This is a genomic window from Streptomyces sp. Je 1-332, from assembly GCF_040730185.1.
In the GTDB taxonomy this organism is placed as follows: Bacteria; Actinomycetota; Actinomycetes; order Streptomycetales; family Streptomycetaceae; genus Streptomyces.
The window spans coordinates 3,799,628-3,817,313 of record NZ_CP160402.1; the positions used below are offsets into that span (position 1 = coordinate 3,799,628).

General features: G+C 69.6%; 20 protein-coding genes. 7 read left to right on the top strand and 13 right to left on the bottom strand.

What is annotated here, in order from left to right; genetic code table 11:
* Positions 1-23: 23 nt before the first annotated feature.
* Together ABXJ52_RS17080 and ABXJ52_RS17085 are read right to left on the bottom strand one after the other, a co-directional pair.
* On the bottom strand, positions 24-467 hold the full coding sequence (locus ABXJ52_RS17080; RefSeq protein ID WP_367043425.1) for a transcriptional repressor: 444 nt from the start codon (positions 465-467) through the stop codon (positions 24-26).
* A gap of 16 nt (positions 468-483) precedes the next feature.
* On the bottom strand, positions 484-1,056 hold the full coding sequence (locus ABXJ52_RS17085; protein ID WP_344520961.1) for an FABP family protein: 573 nt from the start codon (positions 1,054-1,056) through the stop codon (positions 484-486).
* Positions 1,057-1,340: 284 nt separating this feature from the next.
* On the opposite strand from ABXJ52_RS17085, the gene ABXJ52_RS17090 reads away from it, so the two are divergent.
* Positions 1,341-1,703 carry a DsrE family protein gene (locus ABXJ52_RS17090; protein ID WP_367043427.1) on the top strand — a complete coding sequence of 121 codons (363 nt, stop codon included), beginning with the start codon at positions 1,341-1,343 and terminating at the stop codon, positions 1,701-1,703.
* 33 nt (positions 1,704-1,736) lie between these two features.
* Here ABXJ52_RS17090 and ABXJ52_RS17095 read toward each other — a convergent pair whose 3' ends face one another.
* From ABXJ52_RS17095 to ABXJ52_RS17135, 9 genes are all read right to left on the bottom strand, one after another.
* Positions 1,737-2,000, bottom strand: a complete 264-nt coding sequence (locus ABXJ52_RS17095; RefSeq protein WP_367043429.1) for a DUF3099 domain-containing protein — start codon at positions 1,998-2,000, stop codon at positions 1,737-1,739.
* A gap of 61 nt (positions 2,001-2,061) precedes the next feature.
* On the bottom strand, positions 2,062-3,639 hold the full coding sequence (locus tag ABXJ52_RS17100) for an IS200/IS605 family accessory protein TnpB-related protein (protein WP_367043431.1): 1,578 nt from the start codon (positions 3,637-3,639) through the stop codon (positions 2,062-2,064).
* A gap of 180 nt (positions 3,640-3,819) precedes the next feature.
* Positions 3,820-4,107 (bottom strand): DUF1416 domain-containing protein, encoded by a 288-nt coding sequence (locus tag ABXJ52_RS17105; protein ID WP_367043433.1) that lies wholly within the window; start codon positions 4,105-4,107, stop codon positions 3,820-3,822.
* A 30-nt stretch (positions 4,108-4,137) separates the two neighbouring features.
* Positions 4,138-4,983, bottom strand: coding sequence for a sulfurtransferase (locus ABXJ52_RS17110; RefSeq protein ID WP_367043434.1), 846 nt, complete (start codon positions 4,981-4,983; stop codon positions 4,138-4,140).
* Between the two features lie 158 nt (positions 4,984-5,141).
* Complete coding sequence (locus tag ABXJ52_RS17115; protein WP_351007875.1) at positions 5,142-5,222, bottom strand: putative leader peptide; 81 nt, start codon at positions 5,220-5,222, stop codon at positions 5,142-5,144.
* Between the two features lie 240 nt (positions 5,223-5,462).
* Positions 5,463-6,215 (bottom strand): DUF2993 domain-containing protein, encoded by a 753-nt coding sequence (locus ABXJ52_RS17120; protein WP_367043435.1) that lies wholly within the window; start codon positions 6,213-6,215, stop codon positions 5,463-5,465.
* Positions 6,216-6,326: 111 nt separating this feature from the next.
* Positions 6,327-7,478, bottom strand: a complete 1,152-nt coding sequence (locus ABXJ52_RS17125) for a hypothetical protein (protein WP_367043436.1) — start codon at positions 7,476-7,478, stop codon at positions 6,327-6,329.
* 8 nt (positions 7,479-7,486) lie between these two features.
* Positions 7,487-7,741 (bottom strand): MoaD/ThiS family protein, encoded by a 255-nt coding sequence (locus ABXJ52_RS17130; RefSeq protein ID WP_160505846.1) that lies wholly within the window; start codon positions 7,739-7,741, stop codon positions 7,487-7,489.
* Positions 7,741-8,637 (bottom strand): alpha/beta fold hydrolase, encoded by an 897-nt coding sequence (locus ABXJ52_RS17135; RefSeq protein WP_367043438.1) that lies wholly within the window; start codon positions 8,635-8,637, stop codon positions 7,741-7,743. The genes ABXJ52_RS17130 and ABXJ52_RS17135 overlap by 1 nt, the downstream gene beginning before the upstream one ends.
* A 243-nt stretch (positions 8,638-8,880) precedes the next feature.
* Here ABXJ52_RS17135 and ABXJ52_RS17140 point away from each other — a divergent pair, with 243 nt between their 5' ends.
* The 6 genes from ABXJ52_RS17140 (at position 8,881) to ABXJ52_RS17165 (ending at position 14,378) form a co-directional block, all read left to right on the top strand.
* Positions 8,881-9,693 (top strand): response regulator transcription factor, encoded by an 813-nt coding sequence (locus ABXJ52_RS17140; protein WP_367043439.1) that lies wholly within the window; start codon positions 8,881-8,883, stop codon positions 9,691-9,693.
* A gap of 23 nt (positions 9,694-9,716) precedes the next feature.
* The gene (locus ABXJ52_RS17145) at positions 9,717-10,739 is read left to right on the top strand and encodes a LacI family DNA-binding transcriptional regulator (protein ID WP_367043441.1); all 1,023 of its coding nucleotides are present in this window, start codon (positions 9,717-9,719) and stop codon (positions 10,737-10,739) included.
* Positions 10,740-10,881: 142 nt separating this feature from the next.
* The gene (locus ABXJ52_RS17150) at positions 10,882-11,910 is read left to right on the top strand and encodes a trypsin-like peptidase domain-containing protein (RefSeq protein WP_367043443.1); all 1,029 of its coding nucleotides are present in this window, start codon (positions 10,882-10,884) and stop codon (positions 11,908-11,910) included.
* 36 nt (positions 11,911-11,946) lie between these two features.
* Positions 11,947-12,177, top strand: coding sequence for a hypothetical protein (locus ABXJ52_RS17155; protein ID WP_367043445.1), 231 nt, complete (start codon positions 11,947-11,949; stop codon positions 12,175-12,177).
* Positions 12,178-12,222: 45 nt separating this feature from the next.
* Positions 12,223-12,963 carry a response regulator transcription factor gene (locus ABXJ52_RS17160; protein WP_367043446.1) on the top strand — a complete coding sequence of 247 codons (741 nt, stop codon included), beginning with the start codon at positions 12,223-12,225 and terminating at the stop codon, positions 12,961-12,963.
* Complete coding sequence (locus tag ABXJ52_RS17165) at positions 12,960-14,378, top strand: HAMP domain-containing sensor histidine kinase (RefSeq protein ID WP_367043448.1); 1,419 nt, start codon at positions 12,960-12,962, stop codon at positions 14,376-14,378. Before ABXJ52_RS17160 ends, ABXJ52_RS17165 begins: the two co-directional genes overlap by 4 nt.
* A gap of 1 nt (position 14,379) precedes the next feature.
* Here ABXJ52_RS17165 and ABXJ52_RS17170 read toward each other — a convergent pair whose 3' ends face one another.
* Both ABXJ52_RS17170 and ABXJ52_RS17175 read right to left on the bottom strand, forming a co-directional pair.
* On the bottom strand, positions 14,380-15,702 hold the full coding sequence (locus tag ABXJ52_RS17170; protein ID WP_367043450.1) for a DUF2993 domain-containing protein: 1,323 nt from the start codon (positions 15,700-15,702) through the stop codon (positions 14,380-14,382).
* A 97-nt stretch (positions 15,703-15,799) separates the two neighbouring features.
* Positions 15,800-17,611 (bottom strand): bifunctional metallophosphatase/5'-nucleotidase, encoded by a 1,812-nt coding sequence (locus tag ABXJ52_RS17175; RefSeq protein WP_367043451.1) that lies wholly within the window; start codon positions 17,609-17,611, stop codon positions 15,800-15,802.
* Positions 17,612-17,686 lie beyond the last annotated feature (75 nt).

Genomic DNA, 17,686 nt, shown 5'->3' on the forward strand with positions numbered 1-17,686 from the left:
CTACGACCTGCCGGTACGCGCGGTTATTCCTTGCCGGCAGGCCCGGACTCGTGGCCGGAACAGTTCTCGCAACGCCCGAAGATCGCGAAGTGCTTCAGATCCGTGTCGAAACCGAACGTGTCCCGCAGCTTCGCGGTGAACTCCGCGGCCACCGACACATCCGCCTCGATGACGTTCGTGCAGTCCCTGCACACCAGGTGGATGTGGTGGTGGCGGTCCGCCAGGTGGTACGTCGGCGCGCCGTGCCCCAGATGCGCGTGACTGACCAGGCCGAGCTCCTCCAGGAGCTCCAGCGTGCGGTACACCGTGGAAATGTTGACCCCCGACGCCGTCTTCCGCACTTCGCCGAGGATGTCGTCGGGGGTCGCGTGCTCAAGGGTGTCGACGGCTTCGAGGACAAGCTGGCGCTGCGGCGTCAGCCGGTATCCGCGCTGCCGCAGGTCGCTTTTCCAGTCGGTGCTCACCACACCTCGGAGTGTAGGCCTACTTGAAGAAAGCGATGCCGTCGTCCGGAAGATCGCCGAGGCCCCTGGCCATCTCGGCGACGTCCTCGGGCGAGACGACCTTCTTCAGCTGCGCCGACATGTACGGCCGCAGCGGCACCTCGGGGGTCTGCTTCTCGCCGACCCACATGAGGTCGCCCTTCACATACCCGTAGAGACGCTTGCCGCCGGTGTACGGGCCGGAGGCCGCCGTACGGGCGACCGCGTCCGTGACCAGGTCGATCTGCGGCTTCTGGTCGGCGAGCTCGCCGTACCAGACCTCGACGACGCCGTCGTCGCGCACCATCACGGTCTCGACCTTGCGGTCCTTGTCGATGCGCCAGAAGCCCGACTCGGACTCCAGCGGCTTGACCTTGTTGCCCTCGGCGTCGAGCACCCACGTGTGCGAGTGGTACTCGATGAAGTCCCGCCCGTCATGGGTGAAGGACACTTCCTGGCCGAAGTTCGCCTTCTCGGCGCCGGGGAAGTCGGTGACGCCCGCGCCGGCCCAGTTGCCGAGGAGCCAAACGAGGGGCACGAGGTCGGGGTGCAGGTCGGACGGAATCTCGATCATGGGAAGCTCAGACGATCTCTAGGTGGCGTACGGGACGTACGGGGCTCAGCGCTGACCCTGGTACAGCTTCTTCACGGCCAGTCCGGCGAACGCGAGAACGCCGACGCAGACCAGAACCAGCAGGGCGGAGAAGAAGGCCTCAAGCACGGGGTGCTCCTCGGTGAGCTATGGGGTGAGCTAGTGGGGCAGGTATCAGAGCCGCTCCCACTGTAGTCGTGCGCGCCCCGCCGCTCTCTGCGAGGTGGCCTTACGAGTGACCGCGTGGATGGCCATACGATGCCGCCATGGCGAAGAAGCTCGTGATCAAGGTGACAGCGGGGGCCGACGCCCCCGAGCGCTGCTCCCAGGCGTTCACGGTGGCGGCCGTGGCCGTGGCCAGCGGGGTGGAGGTCTCGCTCTGGCTGACCGGCGAGTCGTCGTGGTTCGCACTGCCGGGCCGCGCGGCGGAGTTCGAACTGCCGCACGCCGCGCCGCTGCCCGGCCTGCTCGACTCGATCCTGGCCGGGGGCCGGATCACCCTCTGCACGCAGTGCGCGGCGCGCCGCGACATCACCGAGAAGGACGTGCTCGAAGGGGTGCGGATCGCGGGCGCGCAGGTGTTCGTCCAGGAAGCCACGACGGACGACGTCCAGGCACTCGTCTACTGACAACTCCGAGCACCCCGCCACACCCAGCCCCGCCTACTGCCGTGGCCGCCGCTTGCCGTCCAGCTCGTCCCACCACTCGTCGGACTTCGAGTCCCCCGAGGGATCGTCCCACCAGCGGTCATCGGGACCGCGCCGGTTGGCGACCATGGCGGCGACGGGCGGAATCACCATCGCCACGACACACATCCCGACGGCCACAGGGATGGACCAGAGCCGCACGACGCCCCACGCCAGGACGAAGAGAGTTACGCAGACCCCCATCATGGCGAAGTAGGCGTGCCGCCTTCGCGCATACATACAACCAGCGTAAGCCGAAGGACCGCACCCCGATCCAGTGGCGTCCAACCGTTCCTGATCATCAAGTCTTGCCGGGCTCCGGATACGGAACCGATCTCGATGGCCTGCCCGGAACGGTTCTGGGCAGACTGGACCGCTGTTCGATGCCGTCGGCGCAGCGCATCACGTGCGACGTCCTCGGGGTGAACTTGGGCCTTGAGCGCGTGACCAAGGCGGGCTGGAGTGATGACACGGTCGGGCGATGGTCTTCCGTACCAGCCCCGGAATGCGCTCTCACGCCTCCGATGCGGGCGGCTTCCGTCTGCTTGCGGAGTACGGTCTTCTCTGCCCTGCGCCGCGCGCCCAAGCCCTGGCCAAGCCTCCCGAGCACGATCGCCGCAGCGTCGTGTCGGGACGTCTTGTGCGACTTCGTGCTGGTGGTCCTGCGCCAGTGCTGGGCACCCCAACGACTGGAATAGGCGGGATCCACCACGATCACTGCCAGGCCCGCCCGATGCGCCATCGCGACCAGCCTGGCGGCGAACCTCGCCGTCGGCATCCCCGCCACAACAGCCCGGAATCGTCGCCCGCCGGGCCCCATCCACCCGCAGGCTTCACGGGCGGTGTCGAAATCCAGGTCCTCGATGACCAGAGCTGTAGCCCCCAAGTCCTTGGCACGGCGAATCAGCGTGCTGCAGGCATGCCGGACGTGGGCATCGCGCCTCGAACCGGAGCCGCGGTAGTCGACTTCGACACGTTCCGGGCGCCCCACCGGGTTGCCATGTACGTCCAGGCGCCAAGCGGCGAGATGGTCGGCATTGTGATCGACGCCCACCACCCCGCCTGCCAACGCCGACTTCATCAACTGCTCGTCGTACGCGAAGGCGCAGTCGGCCTCCAGTCGATAGCGACCGAAACGATCACAGTGCGCGGCGTGGCGGGTGGCGAGCTCGGGAGGCAGCTTGATGAGTACCGTTCCCCGCGGACTGATCTGGATCGACTGGTTGCCGTAAGTCTTGCCCGACTCCCCGTCGGCCTCGATTCGGGTGCGCGCATCGCTCCAACGCCGCCGCCACTGGACCAGGTCGGTACCGGCCTCGTCCAGGTGCAGCCGGTTGCCCAAAAGATCCTTCCCGCCGCGCACCACGTGCACCCTCCCCGCGGCGAGCTCGGCAGCAACCCTGGCGGCATGGGCGCTCAGATGCTGAAGGCGCTGTTGCTTTGCAGCCCGTACGTGCTGAGTGGGATATCCGCGGGTACGGGTGACCACATCACAGGAGGCCACCGGAACCGCGAGACGCTCCTTGATCGCGGCGACCGCCGCGTTGAGCCGGCGCAGGTGGGCGGCCTGCCCACGGCGGGCCAGTTCCCACTGTTCATTGGATCCCCGCACGATCGTCCCGGCCCAGCGGGAAGAGGTCAGGGCAGTCAGCTCTCGCTTGCGGCGTGCGAAATCCGCAGCGGAATGCTCTTCCCCCAGGAACGTTCGTTCAGCCAGATCTCGCACGGCCAACTCAGACAACAGGCTGCCGAGTTCACGCAGGATCAACTCGTCACGCGTCGAGAGCCGCAACCGGGTCCGCACCGCCAGGCCGGGCGAGGGCGTCGCAAGACGGGGCGGTGCAAGAACGCGCAAGCCGGAGGGAGACCGCTCCACCATGCCTCCCCCTCTCGTACGCCCGTCGAACAGGACAACGAACCGCGGGAATGAAGGTCACTCTGGTGGCCCAACGCGTTCTGATGCCGAACGGCACGAAGGGCCGCGTCCCGGATACGGAGCGTCCAACCCCCTGGGATGCGGCCCTCGGCCGTTCACGCGCATCGAACCGCGCGCGAAGAACTAGACCGCGATCGCGACCTCCGCCAGGCCGCCCGTCTGGGCCACGACCGTGCGGTCCGCCGTGCCGCCCGGGATCAGGGCGCGCAGCGTCCACGTGCCCTCGGCCGCGTAGAAGCGGAACTGGCCGGTGGCCGAGGTGGGGACCTCGGCGGTGAACTCGCCGGTCGAGTCGAGCAGGCGCACGTAGCCGCTGACGGGCTCGCCGCCGCGGGTCACCTGGCCCTGGATGGTGGTCTCGCCGGGCTTGATGGTCGAGGCGTCGGGGCCGCCGGCCTTCGCTCCACACATATGTCGAATCCGTCCTTCAGGCCTTGTGGGTTACTTGTTGGCGCCGAGCTCGATCGGCACACCGACCAGGGAGCCGTACTCGGTCCAGGAGCCGTCGTAGTTCTTGACGTTGGTCTGGCCGAGCAGCTCGTGCAGGACGAACCAGGTCAGGGCCGAACGCTCACCGATGCGGCAGTACGCGATGGTGTCCTTGGCCAGGTCGACCTGCTCGTCCTCGTAGAGGGCCTTGAGCTCGTCGTCCGACTTGAAGGTGCCGTCGTCGTTGGCGTTCTTCGACCACGGGATGTTGCGCGCGGACGGGACGTGGCCCGGACGCTGCGACTGCTCCTGCGGCAGGTGCGCGGGGGCGAGCAGCTTGCCGCTGAACTCGTCGGGCGAGCGCACGTCGACCAGGTTCTGCGCGCCGATCGCGTTGACGACGTCGTCACGGAAGGCGCGGATCGAGGTGTCCTGGGGCTTGGCCTTGTAGGACGTGGCGGGGCGGCTCGGGACCTCGGAGCCGTCGACCAGGTCGCGGGAGTCGAGCTCCCACTTCTTGCGGCCGCCGTCGAGGAGCTTCACGTCCTGGTGGCCGTAGAGCTTGAAGTACCAGAAGGCGTAGGACGCGAACCAGTTGTTGTTGCCGCCGTAGAGGACGACGGTGGTGTCGTTCGCGATGCCCTTGGCCGACAGGAGCTTCTCGAAGCCCTCCTGGTCGACGAAGTCGCGGCGGACCGGGTCCTGGAGGTCGTCGGTCCAGTCGATGCGGATCGCGTTCTTGATGTGGTTCTTGTCGTACGCGGAGGTGTCTTCGTCGACCTCGACGATGGCGACCTTCGGGTCGTCGATGTGGGCCTCGACCCAGTCGGCGTCTACCAGGACGTCGCTGCGGCTCATACTTCTTCTCCTCCGGGGCAGTTGCGGCGGGGCTGCGGTGCTGTGCGAGGGGTTCGTGGCGGGTACGGGCGGTGACTGCGCTGTAGCGCGGCGTACGCGGCACGGGGTGGCCCTGACGGTGTCAACGGGCCGGGGGATACGGGAGTCGGAGCTCCCGCTCAGAAGGTGCGACAGAGCATGGCGGCGACGCGGCACAGGTCTACTGCCCGCCGCTTCGTGAGGTCCGCCTGTCGCTGCATGCGTCCGATCGTAAGGACGCGAGGGTGGCCGTGTCACCGGGGTGTCGGATGGTGAGACGGGATCATCCATGATGTGGGATGCGTGCGGGTTGGATCGAACGGAGAAGCCGCCCGCGCGGGGGCGGGGAGCGGGGTTCGCTCCTGTCGCATCCATCGCGCGGACGGCTTTGTCTCGTACTGCGGAACGGCCGCTCCGGGCGGGCAATCCGGGAGGCCGCTGCGGGCCTCAGCCCGCGTACCTCAGCCCGCGAGTCTCACGTTCGTTCCCTTGACCGAGATGTCCACGCCGTCCTGCGCCGGCTCCACCTCGTCGATCTTGATGCCGCCCGGCAGGCCGGTGATCTTCTCCTCGAAGTCGGTCACATCGCGGACCATGCCCTCGGGGAGGGGGATCGAGACGCCCATGACCTCGAACTTCTTCGGGATCTCGTCGGCGTTGACCTTGATCGTGTCGCCCTCGACCTTGACCGAGCTCAGCACGTGCACCGGCCTGGGCAGCTTCGCGCCGCCCTTGCTCACCTCGACCTCGACCTTGATCTTGCCGTCACCGCCGTCGGAGAGGCCGACCACCTTGCCGGTGGCGCCCAGCGGCAGCTCGACGGGCGGCTCGCCCTGCGCCTCCTTGAGCAGCTCGTCGTACGAGATGTGGGCGGTGCCCGTGGCCTCCGCGGCGGTGGCGGAGCTGTAGTCGCCGGAGAACTCGACGCCCTGCATCCGGGCGTTCAGATCGGCGATGCGGATCGTGTCGGAGCCGGAGGTGGCGTCGTAGTTCTCGATGCCGATCTCGACGTCGTCGAGTGTGCCGCCCGCGACCTGGGTCAGGAAGGGAAAGCCCTTGATGGAGACGTCGGGCGTCTCGCTGAGCCCCTCGCTGGTACGCAGCTTCTCCGCCACCTCGTCCTCGGCGAAGCCCACCATGAAGCGGTCGGCGCCCACGAAGAGACCCCCCAGGATCACGAGGACGATCAGAAGTATTCGTACGGAGCGCTTCATGTCCGGTGTTCCCCCACCTTGTACCCCCGCTTGGCTGTCGTTGCCGCGAGCCTAAAGGACAGGTCCCCGGCCGGAGTGCCCGGCCGGGGACCTGTCGATCAGCTGTGACGATCAGCCGATGGCCCTGCCCAGGAGGTAGACGGCCGGGGCCGCGGCGGCGAGCGGCAGCGCGACACCCGCCGTCATGTGCACGAAGCGGGACGGGTAGTCGTAGCTGGCGACCCGGTGGCCGATCAGCGCGCAGACGCCGGCCCCGAGACCGAGCAGCGCCCCCTTGCTGCCGACGTCCGTCGCGCCGCCGACGGCGACTCCGGCCCCCGCGGCGGCGAGCAGCGCGACGACGACCGAGGCGGGCGTCGGCAGCGGCAGCGCGCGGGCGATCACGGCGACCGCCACGGCGATACCGCCCACCGTCACGGCTTCCTCCGACGCCGCGAGGTGCCCGGTCGCGATGATCGCGAGCGCGGCGGACGCGACGGTCGCCATCAGACCGGCCATCCGCTCGTCGGCGGAGGCGCGGCTGCGCAGCTGGAGCACGAGAACGAGCAGCACCCAGACGCCGAGGGTGCCGAGGATCGCGGCGGGCGCGTTCTCCTTGCCGGTGGCGAGCAGGGCGATGTCGGCGACGACCCCGCCCATGAAGGCGAGTGCGATGCCCTGCCGGGCGGGCCACATCCCGTTGAGCCGGAACCATCCTGCGGCGGTGACGGCCTGCAGCAGGATCAGCGGTACGAGGAGTGCGTACTGCCCGATGGCGGCCGTCACGGCGAGCAGCAGCCCGAGGACGGCGGTCAGCGCGGCGGGCTGGATCCCCGGCTCTATGACCGGCGACCGCCCCTCGGCACGGGCGCGCTGGGCGTCGGTGACGCGGGGGTTGCCGGTGGTGGTGGCGGGGCCGTAGGTGGCGGGGGGCTCTTCGTCTGCTGCCACTGCCGCTGCGGCGGCCGGCGGCTGCGGTTGCTGCGGCTCCCCGTACGACTGCGGGGGCAGATAAGCCGTCTCCGTCACGTCCACCACAGGTGAGGGCTGGATCGTCGTGTCCCAGGTCTGCCCCTCCCACTGCTGGGTGTACGGGTCCTGGGCGTACGGCTGTTGCTGCGGGTGCGCGTACTGCTGCTGCGGGTACTGGTACTGCTGCTGGGCGTACTGCTGGTCAGCGGGGTAAACCTGCTGCTCGGGCGGGTATGCCTGCGGCTCGGCAGGCGGGTAGTCCCCCCGGTAGGGGTCGTAGTCCCCGTACCCCTGATATCGCGGATCGCTCATATCGCTGCTCACCCTCCTGCGAACGGCGGGAGCACCTCGACCGTGCCGCCCTCGGCCAGCCGTACCGTCTCATGCCCGCGGGTACCCACGGGGTCGCCGTCGATGAGGAACGAGCATCGCCGCAGTACACGGACCAGCTCGCCGGGGTGTCGCTCGCGCGCCGCGTCCAGCGCCTCGGCCAGCGTCGTCGCGGCGTACGGCTCCTCCGCGACACCTGCGGCTGCTTTGGCCGCGGCCCAGTAACGAATGGTGCCGTTCACCATCACAGCTCCTCTCCTTCGGCGGTCGCCGATCCCTCGGCTGTTGCCGGTCTTCCTTCGGCTGTCGCCGACGTCCATGATGCCGTGACCCAATCGGCGATCCGACCGAGCAGTGCGTCGTCCGCCGCGTTCTCCGCGTGCCCCATGCCCGCCTCCAGCCAGAGCTCCGCCCCGCCCTGCGCGGCGGCGGCCAGCATCCGGGGGTGGTCCACGGGGAAGTACGGGTCCCGGTCGCCGTGCACGATCAGCAGCGGCGTCGGCGCGATGAGCGGGACCGATTCCACGGGCGAGAGCGGTACGGGGTCCCACTCGTGCGGGTGGATTCGCGTGCGCAGACCCCACCGGCCCACCACGCGCCCCGCGGGCCGCGTCACCACCCAGTGCAGCCGCCGCATCGGCGCCGTCCCCCGGTAGAACCAACGGGCCGGGGCACTCACAGCGACCACCGCGTCAACCCGCGCTTCCGTGCGCCCCCCATGCGCGGCGCCCGCGATGGCCGCGTGCCGCAGCACCACGGAACCGCCCATCGAGAAGCCCACGGTCACCACCCGTGCGTGGCCGAGGGACCGCGCCCACTCCACCGCGGCAGCCAGGTCGAGCACCTCGCGGTCACCGACCGTGGAGAACCCGCCGGACGCCCCGTGGCCCCGGAAGGAGAACGTGATCACGGCCGCGGCCTTGGCGAAGACACCGGCGGCCCGCCGCACGTGCGGCCGGTCCAGATCTCCGGTGAAGCCGTGCGCGATCACGATCGCCAGGTCCGTTCCCGGGTCGGGGCCGGGCTGGTACAGAGCGTCGATCACGACTCCGTCCCGTGTACGGAGCGTTGCGCTCTGCTGAACGCGAGTGATCGGCTGCACAGAAGATCGCGCGACTTGACCTGCCGGACCGGAACTCATGTGGGCTATTCTCCTTGGCAGAGGATCCGGGCAGCGAAGCCCCCGGGTCCTTTCGTGCTTTCAGACGCGTTGTGATCGACAGCGCGCCAGGGTCCAGGGCGCGGGCCCCGGAATCACGGCAGTACCAGGTAGTAACAGTACGAAGCAGTGCCGTAAACGTCCTCGCAGGGACCGAGGAGGAACCGACGTTATGGGCGAGCGAAACGTGCACAACCGTATGACGACCCAGGCAGGTGGGGAGCGATGAGTTCTCTGCTGCTCCTCACCAATGCCCTTCAGCCGTCGACGGAGGTGCTTCCCGCCCTCGGCCTGCTGCTGCACAACGTGCGGGTCGCCCCCGCCGAAGGCCCGGCCCTCGTCGACACCCCTGGTGCCGACGTCATCCTGATCGACGGCCGCCGTGACCTCCCGCAGGTCCGCAGCCTCTGCCAGCTGCTGCGCTCCACGGGACCCGGCTGTCCGCTCGTCCTCGTCGTCACGGAGGGCGGCCTCGCGGCCGTCACCGCCGACTGGGGCATCGACGACGTGCTCCTGGACACCGCGGGACCGGCCGAGGTCGAGGCGCGGCTGCGGCTCGCGATGGGCCGCCAGCAGATCACGTCGGACGACTCCCCCATGGAGATCCGCAACGGCGATCTGTCCGTGGACGAGGCGACGTACAGCGCGAAGCTGAAGGGCCGGGTCCTGGACCTGACCTTCAAGGAGTTCGAGCTGCTCAAGTACCTGGCGCAGCACCCGGGCCGTGTGTTCACGCGGGCCCAGCTGCTCCAGGAGGTATGGGGCTACGACTACTTCGGCGGTACGCGCACGGTCGACGTCCACGTACGTCGCCTTCGCGCGAAGCTCGGTGTAGAGCACGAGTCGCTGATCGGCACCGTCCGGAATGTCGGCTATCGCTTCGTGACGCCGGAGAAGGTCGAGCGGGCCGCCGACGGGGCGAAGGCAAAGGCGGCGACTCCGCCTGCCGAGGGTGAGCACAGGCCGACGCCTAAGGGCGACCAGGCCCCCGCCGTGTCCCCGCCGAAGGAAGCTGCCGTACGACCTGCCCAGCGGTAGTTCCATCCGCGTAGACTCCGCGCGTGGCCAAGGTGACTCGGGATGACGTGGCGCGACTTGCGGGTACTTCCACCGCCGTCGTCAGCTATGTCATCAACAACGGACCTAGGCCGGTTGCCCCGGCCACGCGCGAGCGTGTACTCGCCGCGATCAAAGAGCTGGGGTACCGGCCCGACCGGGTCGCCCAGGCCATGGCGTCGCGGCGTACGGACCTCATAGGCATGATCGTGCCGGACGCGCGGCAGCCGTTCTTCGCGGAGATGACGCACGCCGTGGAGCAGGCGGCGTCCGAGCGCGGAAAAATGGTGCTCGTCGGCAACACCGACTACGTGGACGAACGCGAGGCCCACTATCTGCGGGCCTTCCTCGGCATGCGGGTCTCCGGGCTCATCCTCGTCAGCCACGGCCTGACGGATTCGGCCGCCGCCGAGATCGACGCGTGGGACGCGCGGGTCGTGCTCCTGCACGAGCGGCCCGAGGCGATCGACGACGTCGCCGTCGTCACGGACGACCTGGGCGGCGCGCAGCTTGCCACGCGGCATCTCCTTGAGCACGGGCACGAGTACGTCGCCTGTGTCGGCGGCACGGCCGAGACCCCGACCGTCGGTGACCCCGTCTCCGACCACGTCGAGGGGTGGCGGCGGGCCATGCGGGAGGCGGGGCGCTCGGTGGAGGGGCGGCTCTTCGAAGCCCCGTACAACCGGTACGACGCGTATCAGATGGCGCTCGAGCTGCTTGCCCGGCCGGACCGGCCGACGGCGGTCTTCTGCTCCACGGACGACCAGGCGATCGGCATCCTGCGGGCCGCGCGGGAGCTCCGGATCGACGTGCCGGGTGAGCTTGCCGTCGCCGGGTTCGACGACGTGAAGGAAGCGGGCCTGACGGATCCGCCGCTGACGACGGTGGCGTCGGACCGTCCCGCGATGGCGCGGGCGGCGGTTGATCTTGTTCTGGACGACGGGCTTCGGGTCGCCGGTTCGCGCCGGGAGCGGCTGAAGCTGTTCCCGTCCCGCCTTGTGGTCCGGCAGTCCTGCGGCTGCAACTGAGGCACGTCCCGCAGGGCCGCCGCCCCGGGCCGCCTGCAGGGCCGCCCGCCCCGGGCCGCTTTATATGGGGCATACGAGCTTCTACCGGTGTTCTCAGGGCGCACTCAGCCGCCTCTCATGAACGCCCCGCAGCCTGGATCCCATGACAAACAGCGGCGAGTACCTCCAGCAGCAGCAGTCGTCAGCGCCTGTTCACCATGGCGGTACGCAGGGCGCGTACCCGCCCCCGCCCGCTTTCGCGCCGGAGGCGCAGGCACCGGGAGAGCCGCCGAGGCACCGGCGCCGTGCCAGGGGCCCCATGGCCCTGCTCGCCGCCGTGGCCATCGCGGCGGCGGCGGTCGGCGGCGGCACCGCCTACGCCTTCCAGGAACTGACCGGCAAGGACGGCTCGGCGAGCAGCGCGACCAACACGAACGTCGTGCCCACCAGCCAGAAGGGCACCGTCTCCGGCGTCGCCGAGGCGGTGAGCCCCAGCATCGTGGAGATCAGCGCGCAGTCCGGCTCGGGCGAGGCCACCGGATCGGGCGTGATCATCACCAAGGACGGCGAGATCATCACCAACAACCACGTGATCTCCGGCGCCTCCTCGGTCAAGGTGACGACGAACGACGGCAAGACGTACAACGCCGAGGTCGTCGGCACCGACAGCAAGAAGGACCTGGCGCTGATCAAGCTCAAGGGCGCCTCCGGCCTCAAGGCCGCGAGTCTTGGCGACTCCGACAACGTCAAGACCGGCGACGACGTCGTGGCGATCGGCTCCCCCGAGGGGCTGACCGGCACCGTCACCAGCGGCATCATCTCCGCCCTCGACCGTGACGTCACCGTCTCGGCCGACCAGGACCAGCAGGGCCAGGGGCAGCGGCAACAGCAGGGCGGCGGCGGCAACTGGCCCTTCGAGTACGGCGGCGAGCAGTTCAACGGCGACACCGGCTCGTCGAAGACCACGTACAAGGCCCTGCAGACCGACGCCTCGCTCAACCCGGGGAACTCCGGCGGCGCCCTCATCGACATGAACGGCAACATCATCGGCATCAACTCCGCGATGTACTCGCCCAGTTCGGCGCAGGCCGGGGCCCAGTCGGGCTCCGGAAGCGTCGGCCTCGGCTTCGCCATCCCGATCAACACGGTCAAGGCCGACCTGGACACCCTGCGGGCCGGCTCGACCGACTGACCCCGACCACTCCCCCTGGAGCACCTGGAGGCCGCCATGCCCGGACCCCTGATCACCGTCAACCGCGCCCGGCACGTCCTCGCCGTCACCGTCGGCTGGGGCAGCCTGCCCGACACCGACCCGGCGGGACTCGGCCTCCCCCTCTCCGTGGCCGGGGAACTGCACGGCGCCACCGCGACCGCCCGCGTCCCGGAAGTGGCCACGGCCAAGGCACCGTCCTCCCGGCCCGCCGCACGCCGCAAGCCCCGCGCGCGCGTGCGAGGCTGATAGCGGCCCCGTCCACCGCCCCGTACCCGAGGAAGTACCAAGCCGATGAGCCCCGCCGAAGGCGACCGCGAACAGCTGCGCATCCTGATCGTCGACGACGAGCCCGCCGTGCGGGAGGCGCTGCAGCGCAGTCTCGCCTTCGAGGGGTACGGCACGGAGGTCGCCGTCGACGGCGCCGACGCGCTGGAGAAGGCGGCGGCCTACCGCCCCGACCTCGTCGTCCTCGACATCCAGATGCCCCGCATGGACGGCCTCACCGCCGCGCGCAGGCTCCGCGCGACGGGCTCGGTGACGCCCATCCTGATGCTCACCGCGCGCGACACCGTGGGCGACCGTGTCACGGGGCTCGACGCGGGCGCCGACGACTACCTGGTCAAGCCGTTCGAGCTCGACGAACTGTTCGCCCGCATCCGGGCACTCCTGCGCCGCAGTTCGTACGCCGCCGCCGCGGGCCAGGCCGAGGAGGGCGACACGCTCGCCTTCGCCGACCTGCGGATGGACCTCGCGACGCGCGAGGTCACTCGCGGGGCGCGCACGGTGGAGCTGACCCGCACGGAGTTCACCCTCCTGGAGATGTTCCTCGCGCATCCGCGGCAGGTGCTCACGCGGGAGCAGATCCTGAAGGCGGTCTGGGGCTTCGACTTCGAGCCCTCCTCCAACTCCCTGGACGTGTACGTCATGTACCTGCGCCGCAAGACGGAAGCCGGGGGCGAGCCTCGGCTCGTTCATACGGTGCGGGGTGTGGGGTATGTGCTGCGGCCCGGCTCCGGCGGGGGCGTGGAGTGAAGGGTCTTGTCCGCAGGTACCGCGCGATGCCGTTGCGCTCGCGCCTGGCGTTGCTGGTGGCCACCGCCGTCGCGGTCGCGGTCGCGGCGGCAGCCGTCGTGTGCTGGTTCGTGGTGCGGAACGCACTGATCAACTCGCTGGACGACGCGCTGGGTTCCAGCCGTGTGCCGGAGGACCTGGTCCTCAGCCTGATCGACCAGGACGGCCAGTGCCGCCATGCCTCGATCGTCACCAATCGGGAGAACAACCCGAACCCGTTCAAGTCGACCGTCCAGGTGGTCGACCGCAAGGGCAACAGCTGCGTCATCTCCGGGCAGCAGTCCGTCGAGGTCTCGCCCGCGGACATCTCGGTCGCCAAGCACGAGTCTCCCCAAGCCGTCCACACCGCCACCGCGGCGAACGGCGCGAAGTACCGGGTGCTCACCTACCCCCTGGACAGGCAGCCCCTGGCCGTCACCGTCGCCCGGCCCCTCAGCGAAGTCGACGACACCCTCAACAACCTGGTCCTGGTCCTCGCCGTCGTCGCCGGCATCGGCGTCATCGGAGCGGGCGCCGCCGGCCTGTGGGTGGCCCGTACCGGGCTGCGCCCGGTCGATCAGCTCACCGAGGCCGTCGAGCACGTGGCCCGCACCGAGGACCTGGATCTGCGGATTCCCGCGGACGGCGACGACGAGATCGCCCGGCTCTCCCGCTCCTTCAACTCCATGACCGCCTCGCTCGCCTCGTCCCGCGACCTCCAGCAGCAGCTCATCGCCGACGCCGGGCACGAGCTCCGCACCCCCCTCACCTCGCTGCGTACGAACATCGAGCTGCTCGCCCGCAGCGAGGAGACGGGCCGGGCCATCCCGCCCGACGACCGCAAGGCCCTGCTCTCCTCCGTCACGGCGCAGATGACCGAACTGGCGGCGCTGATCGGGGACTTGCAGGAGCTTTCGCGCACGGACAGCGGCCAGGACGGCAAGGTGCAGGTCATCGCCCTGCACGAGGTGGTGGAGACCGCCCTGGAGCGGGCGCGGCTGCGCGGGCCCGAGCTGACGTTCACCGCGGACCTCGCCCCCTGGTACGTACGCGCGGAACCCCCGGCGCTGGAGCGGGCCATCGTGAACATCCTGGACAACGCGGTGAAGTTCGGGCCCCCCGGCTCCACCGTCGAGGTGGCCCTGAAGGACGGCGCGCTGACCGTACGGGATCACGGCCCCGGCATCCCCACCGACGAGCTCCCGCACGTCTTCGACCGGTTCTGGCGTTCCCCGTCGGCCCGCAGCCTCCCCGGATCGGGCCTCGGCCTGTCCATCGTGGCCCGCACCGTGCACCAGTCCGGCGGCCAGGTCGCGCTGCGGCCCGCCGAAGGCGGCGGGACGGTGGCGACGGTCAGCCTGCCGGGAGCGCCCACCCCGCCCCCAGCCACGGCGTGACCTACGTGCCGATGCCGAGCCCCGTCCCGGTGAGGCGCACCCGGATGCCGTCCTCCTGCACGCTCACGTCCTGGAGCCGGACGTTCCCCTCGCCCGGCAGCTTCGGCAGCTGGAAGGCGAGCGTGAGGCGGTCGGCGAGTACGGGGCGGGTGAGCTGGGAGAGGCCCTTGAGGAGCGCGGGGTCCAGGCCCAGCTTCTTCAGGAGCTCGGGGTGGCCCATCGCGACGTCGATGAGGTTCAGGCCCATCACGTCGTTGATGAAGCGCGGCGTTCCGACGAGGTCGTGGAGCTTGGTGTCGCTCTTCAGGGCACCGCTGACCATCGAGTCGGACACCCCGAGCCGCTTGACGATCGACGGCACGGAGAGCAGGGCCTTCGCCTTGGCGGTCTCCTCGGCGAGGCGGTCCGCGGAGTCCTTGCTGAGGTGCAGGCCCTCGGACTCGCGGGTGCCGGGCCGGTAGGTCGCCAGATCGCCGATCTGCAGGCTCATCCCGCCGATGTCGGTGGAGACGCCGCGCTCGCCGTTGCGCTGGATGCGGGCGTCGGCGCGCAGCTTCAGGTCGTGGCCGGCGACGGGCAGGGTGCCGCGCGCCAGGACCTGGTCGTTGCCGTGGCCGGTGAACGTGACCTGGGAGGCGCCCAGTTCACGGTTCAGGTCGTCGAAGGAGAGCAGCACCTCGCCCTTCATCTCGCGGATGAGGGCGCCCTTGATGTCGGTGGGCCCGTCGCCGGTGATCGTCACGTCCTCGGCGGTGGCGGAGACCTGGGCGAGCGAGATCCGGTCGGCCGCGACGTCCGGGACGGTGACCTTGACCTTGTCCACGCGCTTGTCGAGGACCTGGGTCAGGAAGGGAAAGCCTTCGATGTCGACCTCGGGCGCGGCGCTCAGGTGCAGGGAGTCCTTGAGCTTGTCCGCGGCCTCGTGCTCGGCGTAGAGCAGGGCCCAGCGGTCACCGAGCGCGAGGAAGGCGGCGAGGACCACGAGGGCGACGACGGCTTTCGCGGCGAGCGGGAGCCCGGCGAAGCGGTTGCGGCGGCGACGGTTGCCGCGGCGGTGGTTCGGAGGCTGCCAGGGAGCGTCAGCCCTGCGGGCTCCGGCCTCGGTCTCGTCCTCGTCGTCGGTCTCGCGGAGGAAGTCCTCCAGCGGGCCGGGTCCCGCGAGGGCACCGAGCTCGTCGTACGGGTTGAGCGGGGCGGTGGTCTCCGCGCGCGTCTCGGGTGCTGCTGATGCTTCGGGGGGAACCGATGCGGCGTGCCAACCATCAGACGGACTAGCCTGGTTGTGATCGGGCGGAAGCGTGGCTATGCGGTGGGGGGAACGCATCAGCTGATTTCACCATACGTTCACACCCCACCCCAAGCCTTACGCCCAGTAACGAACGATTTATGCCGCCTTCTGAGCGCGTCTGTTAACGCGTCGTTCACTTCACGATGGTGATCCGGTCCGCCTTGGGCGGTGCGATCGGCTTGTCGGCCGAGGAGTTGGCGGTCAGGTAGTCGTTGAACGCCTTCAGGTCGTCGCTGCCGACCAGCGGCTTCGTACCCTTGCCGAGCTCGGCGAAGCCGTCGCCGCCGCCCGCGAGGAAGGAGTTCATCGCCACACGGTAGGTGGCGGCCGGATCGATCGCCTTGCCGCCCAGCTTGATCGAGTCCGTCACGACACGGTCGGCGCCGGACTTCGTCATGTCCAGCGTGTAGGTCAGGCCGTCCGAGATCTGCAGAATCTTCGGGGATGCCTCGTTCGCCCCGCTCACCTGCTGCTTGAGCCCGGTGATCAGCTGCGCGCCGGTCAGGTCGACGAGATTGACGGTGTTGCTGAACGGCTGCACGGTGAAGCCCTCGCCGTACGTCACCACCCCGTCACCCTCGCTCCCGCTCGCCTTGTGGACGAGGTCGGAACGGATGCCGCCCGGGTTCATCAGTGCAAGATCCGTCTCCGGATCGAGCGACTTGCCGTGCGCGAGCTGCGCGTCCGCGATCAGGTCGCCGAGCGGCGCCTCGGGGGTGGTGGCGCCGCGGCCCGGGATGTCGGCGGAGATGAAGCCGACGGGCTTGTTGGCGACGGGCTCGGCCAGCTTGTTCCAGCGCCCGATGAGCGAGGTCATGTCCTTGGCCTTGGCCTGCTCACGGCTGACGACGTGGTTCGCGGACTTCACGGACGTACGGACGATGTCCTTGGTCCTGCGGTCGTACGTGAGCGTCGTGTCCGTGTAGAGCTTCCCGTAGGACGAGGCGGACGTGACCATGCGGGGCTTGCCCGACGGGTCCGGGATGGTGCAGACGTACGCGGAGTGCGTGTGCCCGGTGACCAGCGCGTCGACCTTGGGCGTGATGCCCTTGGCGATGGTGGTGATCGGGCCCGAGATGCCGTCGCCCGCGCCCGGGGAGTCACAGTCGTAGTTGTAGCTCTGCGACGCGGGGGAGCCGCCCTCGTGGAGGAGCGTGACGATCGACTTCACGCCCTGCTTGTCGAGGATCTTGGCGTACTTGTTGACCGTCTCGATCTCGTCGTGGAACTTCAGGCCCTTGATGCCCTCGGCGGAGACGATGTCGGGCGTGCCCTCCAGCGTCACACCGATGAAGCCGACCTTGACGCCCTTGTTCTTCCACACCCAGTACGGCTTGAGGATGGGCTTGTCGGTCTTCTCGTCGGTCACGTTGGCCGCGAGGTAGGGGTAGTCGGCCCCCTTGAACTTCTTGCCCTTCTCGAAGCAGCCGTCCTTGGGGTGACAGCCGCCGTTCTGGATGCGGGCCAGCTCCTTGGCCCCCTCGTCGAACTCGTGGTTCCCGACGCTGGTGACGTCGAGGTCGAGCTTGTTCATCGCCTCGACCGTCGGCTCGTCGTGGAACAGACCCGACAGGAGCGGGCTCGCGCCTATCAGGTCGCCGGCCGCGGCCGTGACGCTGTAGGGGTTGCCCTTGCGGGCCGTACGGAGCGACGTGGCGAGGTACTCGGCGCCGCCCGCGTCGATCTTCTTCTCGGTCCCGTCCGCCTGCTTCTCCGTCACCTGGCCCGACGACCCGGCCGGCGGCTGGAGATTGCCGTGGAAGTCGTTGAAGGACAGCAGCTGCACGTCGACGGTGCGCTTCTTGCCCGCCGCACCGGTGTGGTCCTGCCCGGCGCTCGCGGGCAGCGCGGCGGCCAGCGCACCGAGCGTGGCGAGAGAGGCCGCGGCGGCGAGCACACGGGTGGCGCGGCGTCTTGGCCGACGCAACTGAGGAGTGGCTGGCACGTGTCCCCCTGGGAGAGGTATGAGACGACTGAGGGTGTGAGGCTGTGCGCAGCCTAAAGTCAACGCGCGTAGCGC

Bases quoted from the DNA above. Each gene is read 5' to 3' on its own strand.
- ABXJ52_RS17085 (WP_344520961.1), bottom strand. From the start codon at position 1,056: ATGATCGAGATTCCGTCCGACCTGCACCCCGACCTCGTGCCCCTCGTT.
- ABXJ52_RS17090 (WP_367043427.1), top strand. From the start codon at position 1,341: ATGGCGAAGAAGCTCGTGATCAAGGTGACAGCGGGGGCCGACGCCCCC.
- ABXJ52_RS17095 (WP_367043429.1), bottom strand. From the start codon at position 2,000: ATGTATGCGCGAAGGCGGCACGCCTACTTCGCCATGATGGGGGTCTGC.
- ABXJ52_RS17100 (WP_367043431.1), bottom strand. From the start codon at position 3,639: ATGGTGGAGCGGTCTCCCTCCGGCTTGCGCGTTCTTGCACCGCCCCGT.
- ABXJ52_RS17105 (WP_367043433.1), bottom strand. From the start codon at position 4,107: ATGTGTGGAGCGAAGGCCGGCGGCCCCGACGCCTCGACCATCAAGCCC.
- ABXJ52_RS17110 (WP_367043434.1), bottom strand. From the start codon at position 4,983: ATGAGCCGCAGCGACGTCCTGGTAGACGCCGACTGGGTCGAGGCCCAC.
- ABXJ52_RS17115 (WP_351007875.1), bottom strand. From the start codon at position 5,222: ATGCAGCGACAGGCGGACCTCACGAAGCGGCGGGCAGTAGACCTGTGC.
- ABXJ52_RS17120 (WP_367043435.1), bottom strand. From the start codon at position 6,215: ATGAAGCGCTCCGTACGAATACTTCTGATCGTCCTCGTGATCCTGGGG.
- ABXJ52_RS17125 (WP_367043436.1), bottom strand. From the start codon at position 7,478: ATGAGCGATCCGCGATATCAGGGGTACGGGGACTACGACCCCTACCGG.
- ABXJ52_RS17130 (WP_160505846.1), bottom strand. From the start codon at position 7,741: ATGGTGAACGGCACCATTCGTTACTGGGCCGCGGCCAAAGCAGCCGCA.
- ABXJ52_RS17135 (WP_367043438.1), bottom strand. From the start codon at position 8,637: ATGAGTTCCGGTCCGGCAGGTCAAGTCGCGCGATCTTCTGTGCAGCCG.
- ABXJ52_RS17140 (WP_367043439.1), top strand. From the start codon at position 8,881: ATGAGTTCTCTGCTGCTCCTCACCAATGCCCTTCAGCCGTCGACGGAG.
- ABXJ52_RS17150 (WP_367043443.1), top strand. From the start codon at position 10,882: ATGACAAACAGCGGCGAGTACCTCCAGCAGCAGCAGTCGTCAGCGCCT.
- ABXJ52_RS17155 (WP_367043445.1), top strand. From the start codon at position 11,947: ATGCCCGGACCCCTGATCACCGTCAACCGCGCCCGGCACGTCCTCGCC.
- ABXJ52_RS17160 (WP_367043446.1), top strand. From the start codon at position 12,223: ATGAGCCCCGCCGAAGGCGACCGCGAACAGCTGCGCATCCTGATCGTC.
- ABXJ52_RS17170 (WP_367043450.1), bottom strand. From the start codon at position 15,702: ATGCGTTCCCCCCACCGCATAGCCACGCTTCCGCCCGATCACAACCAG.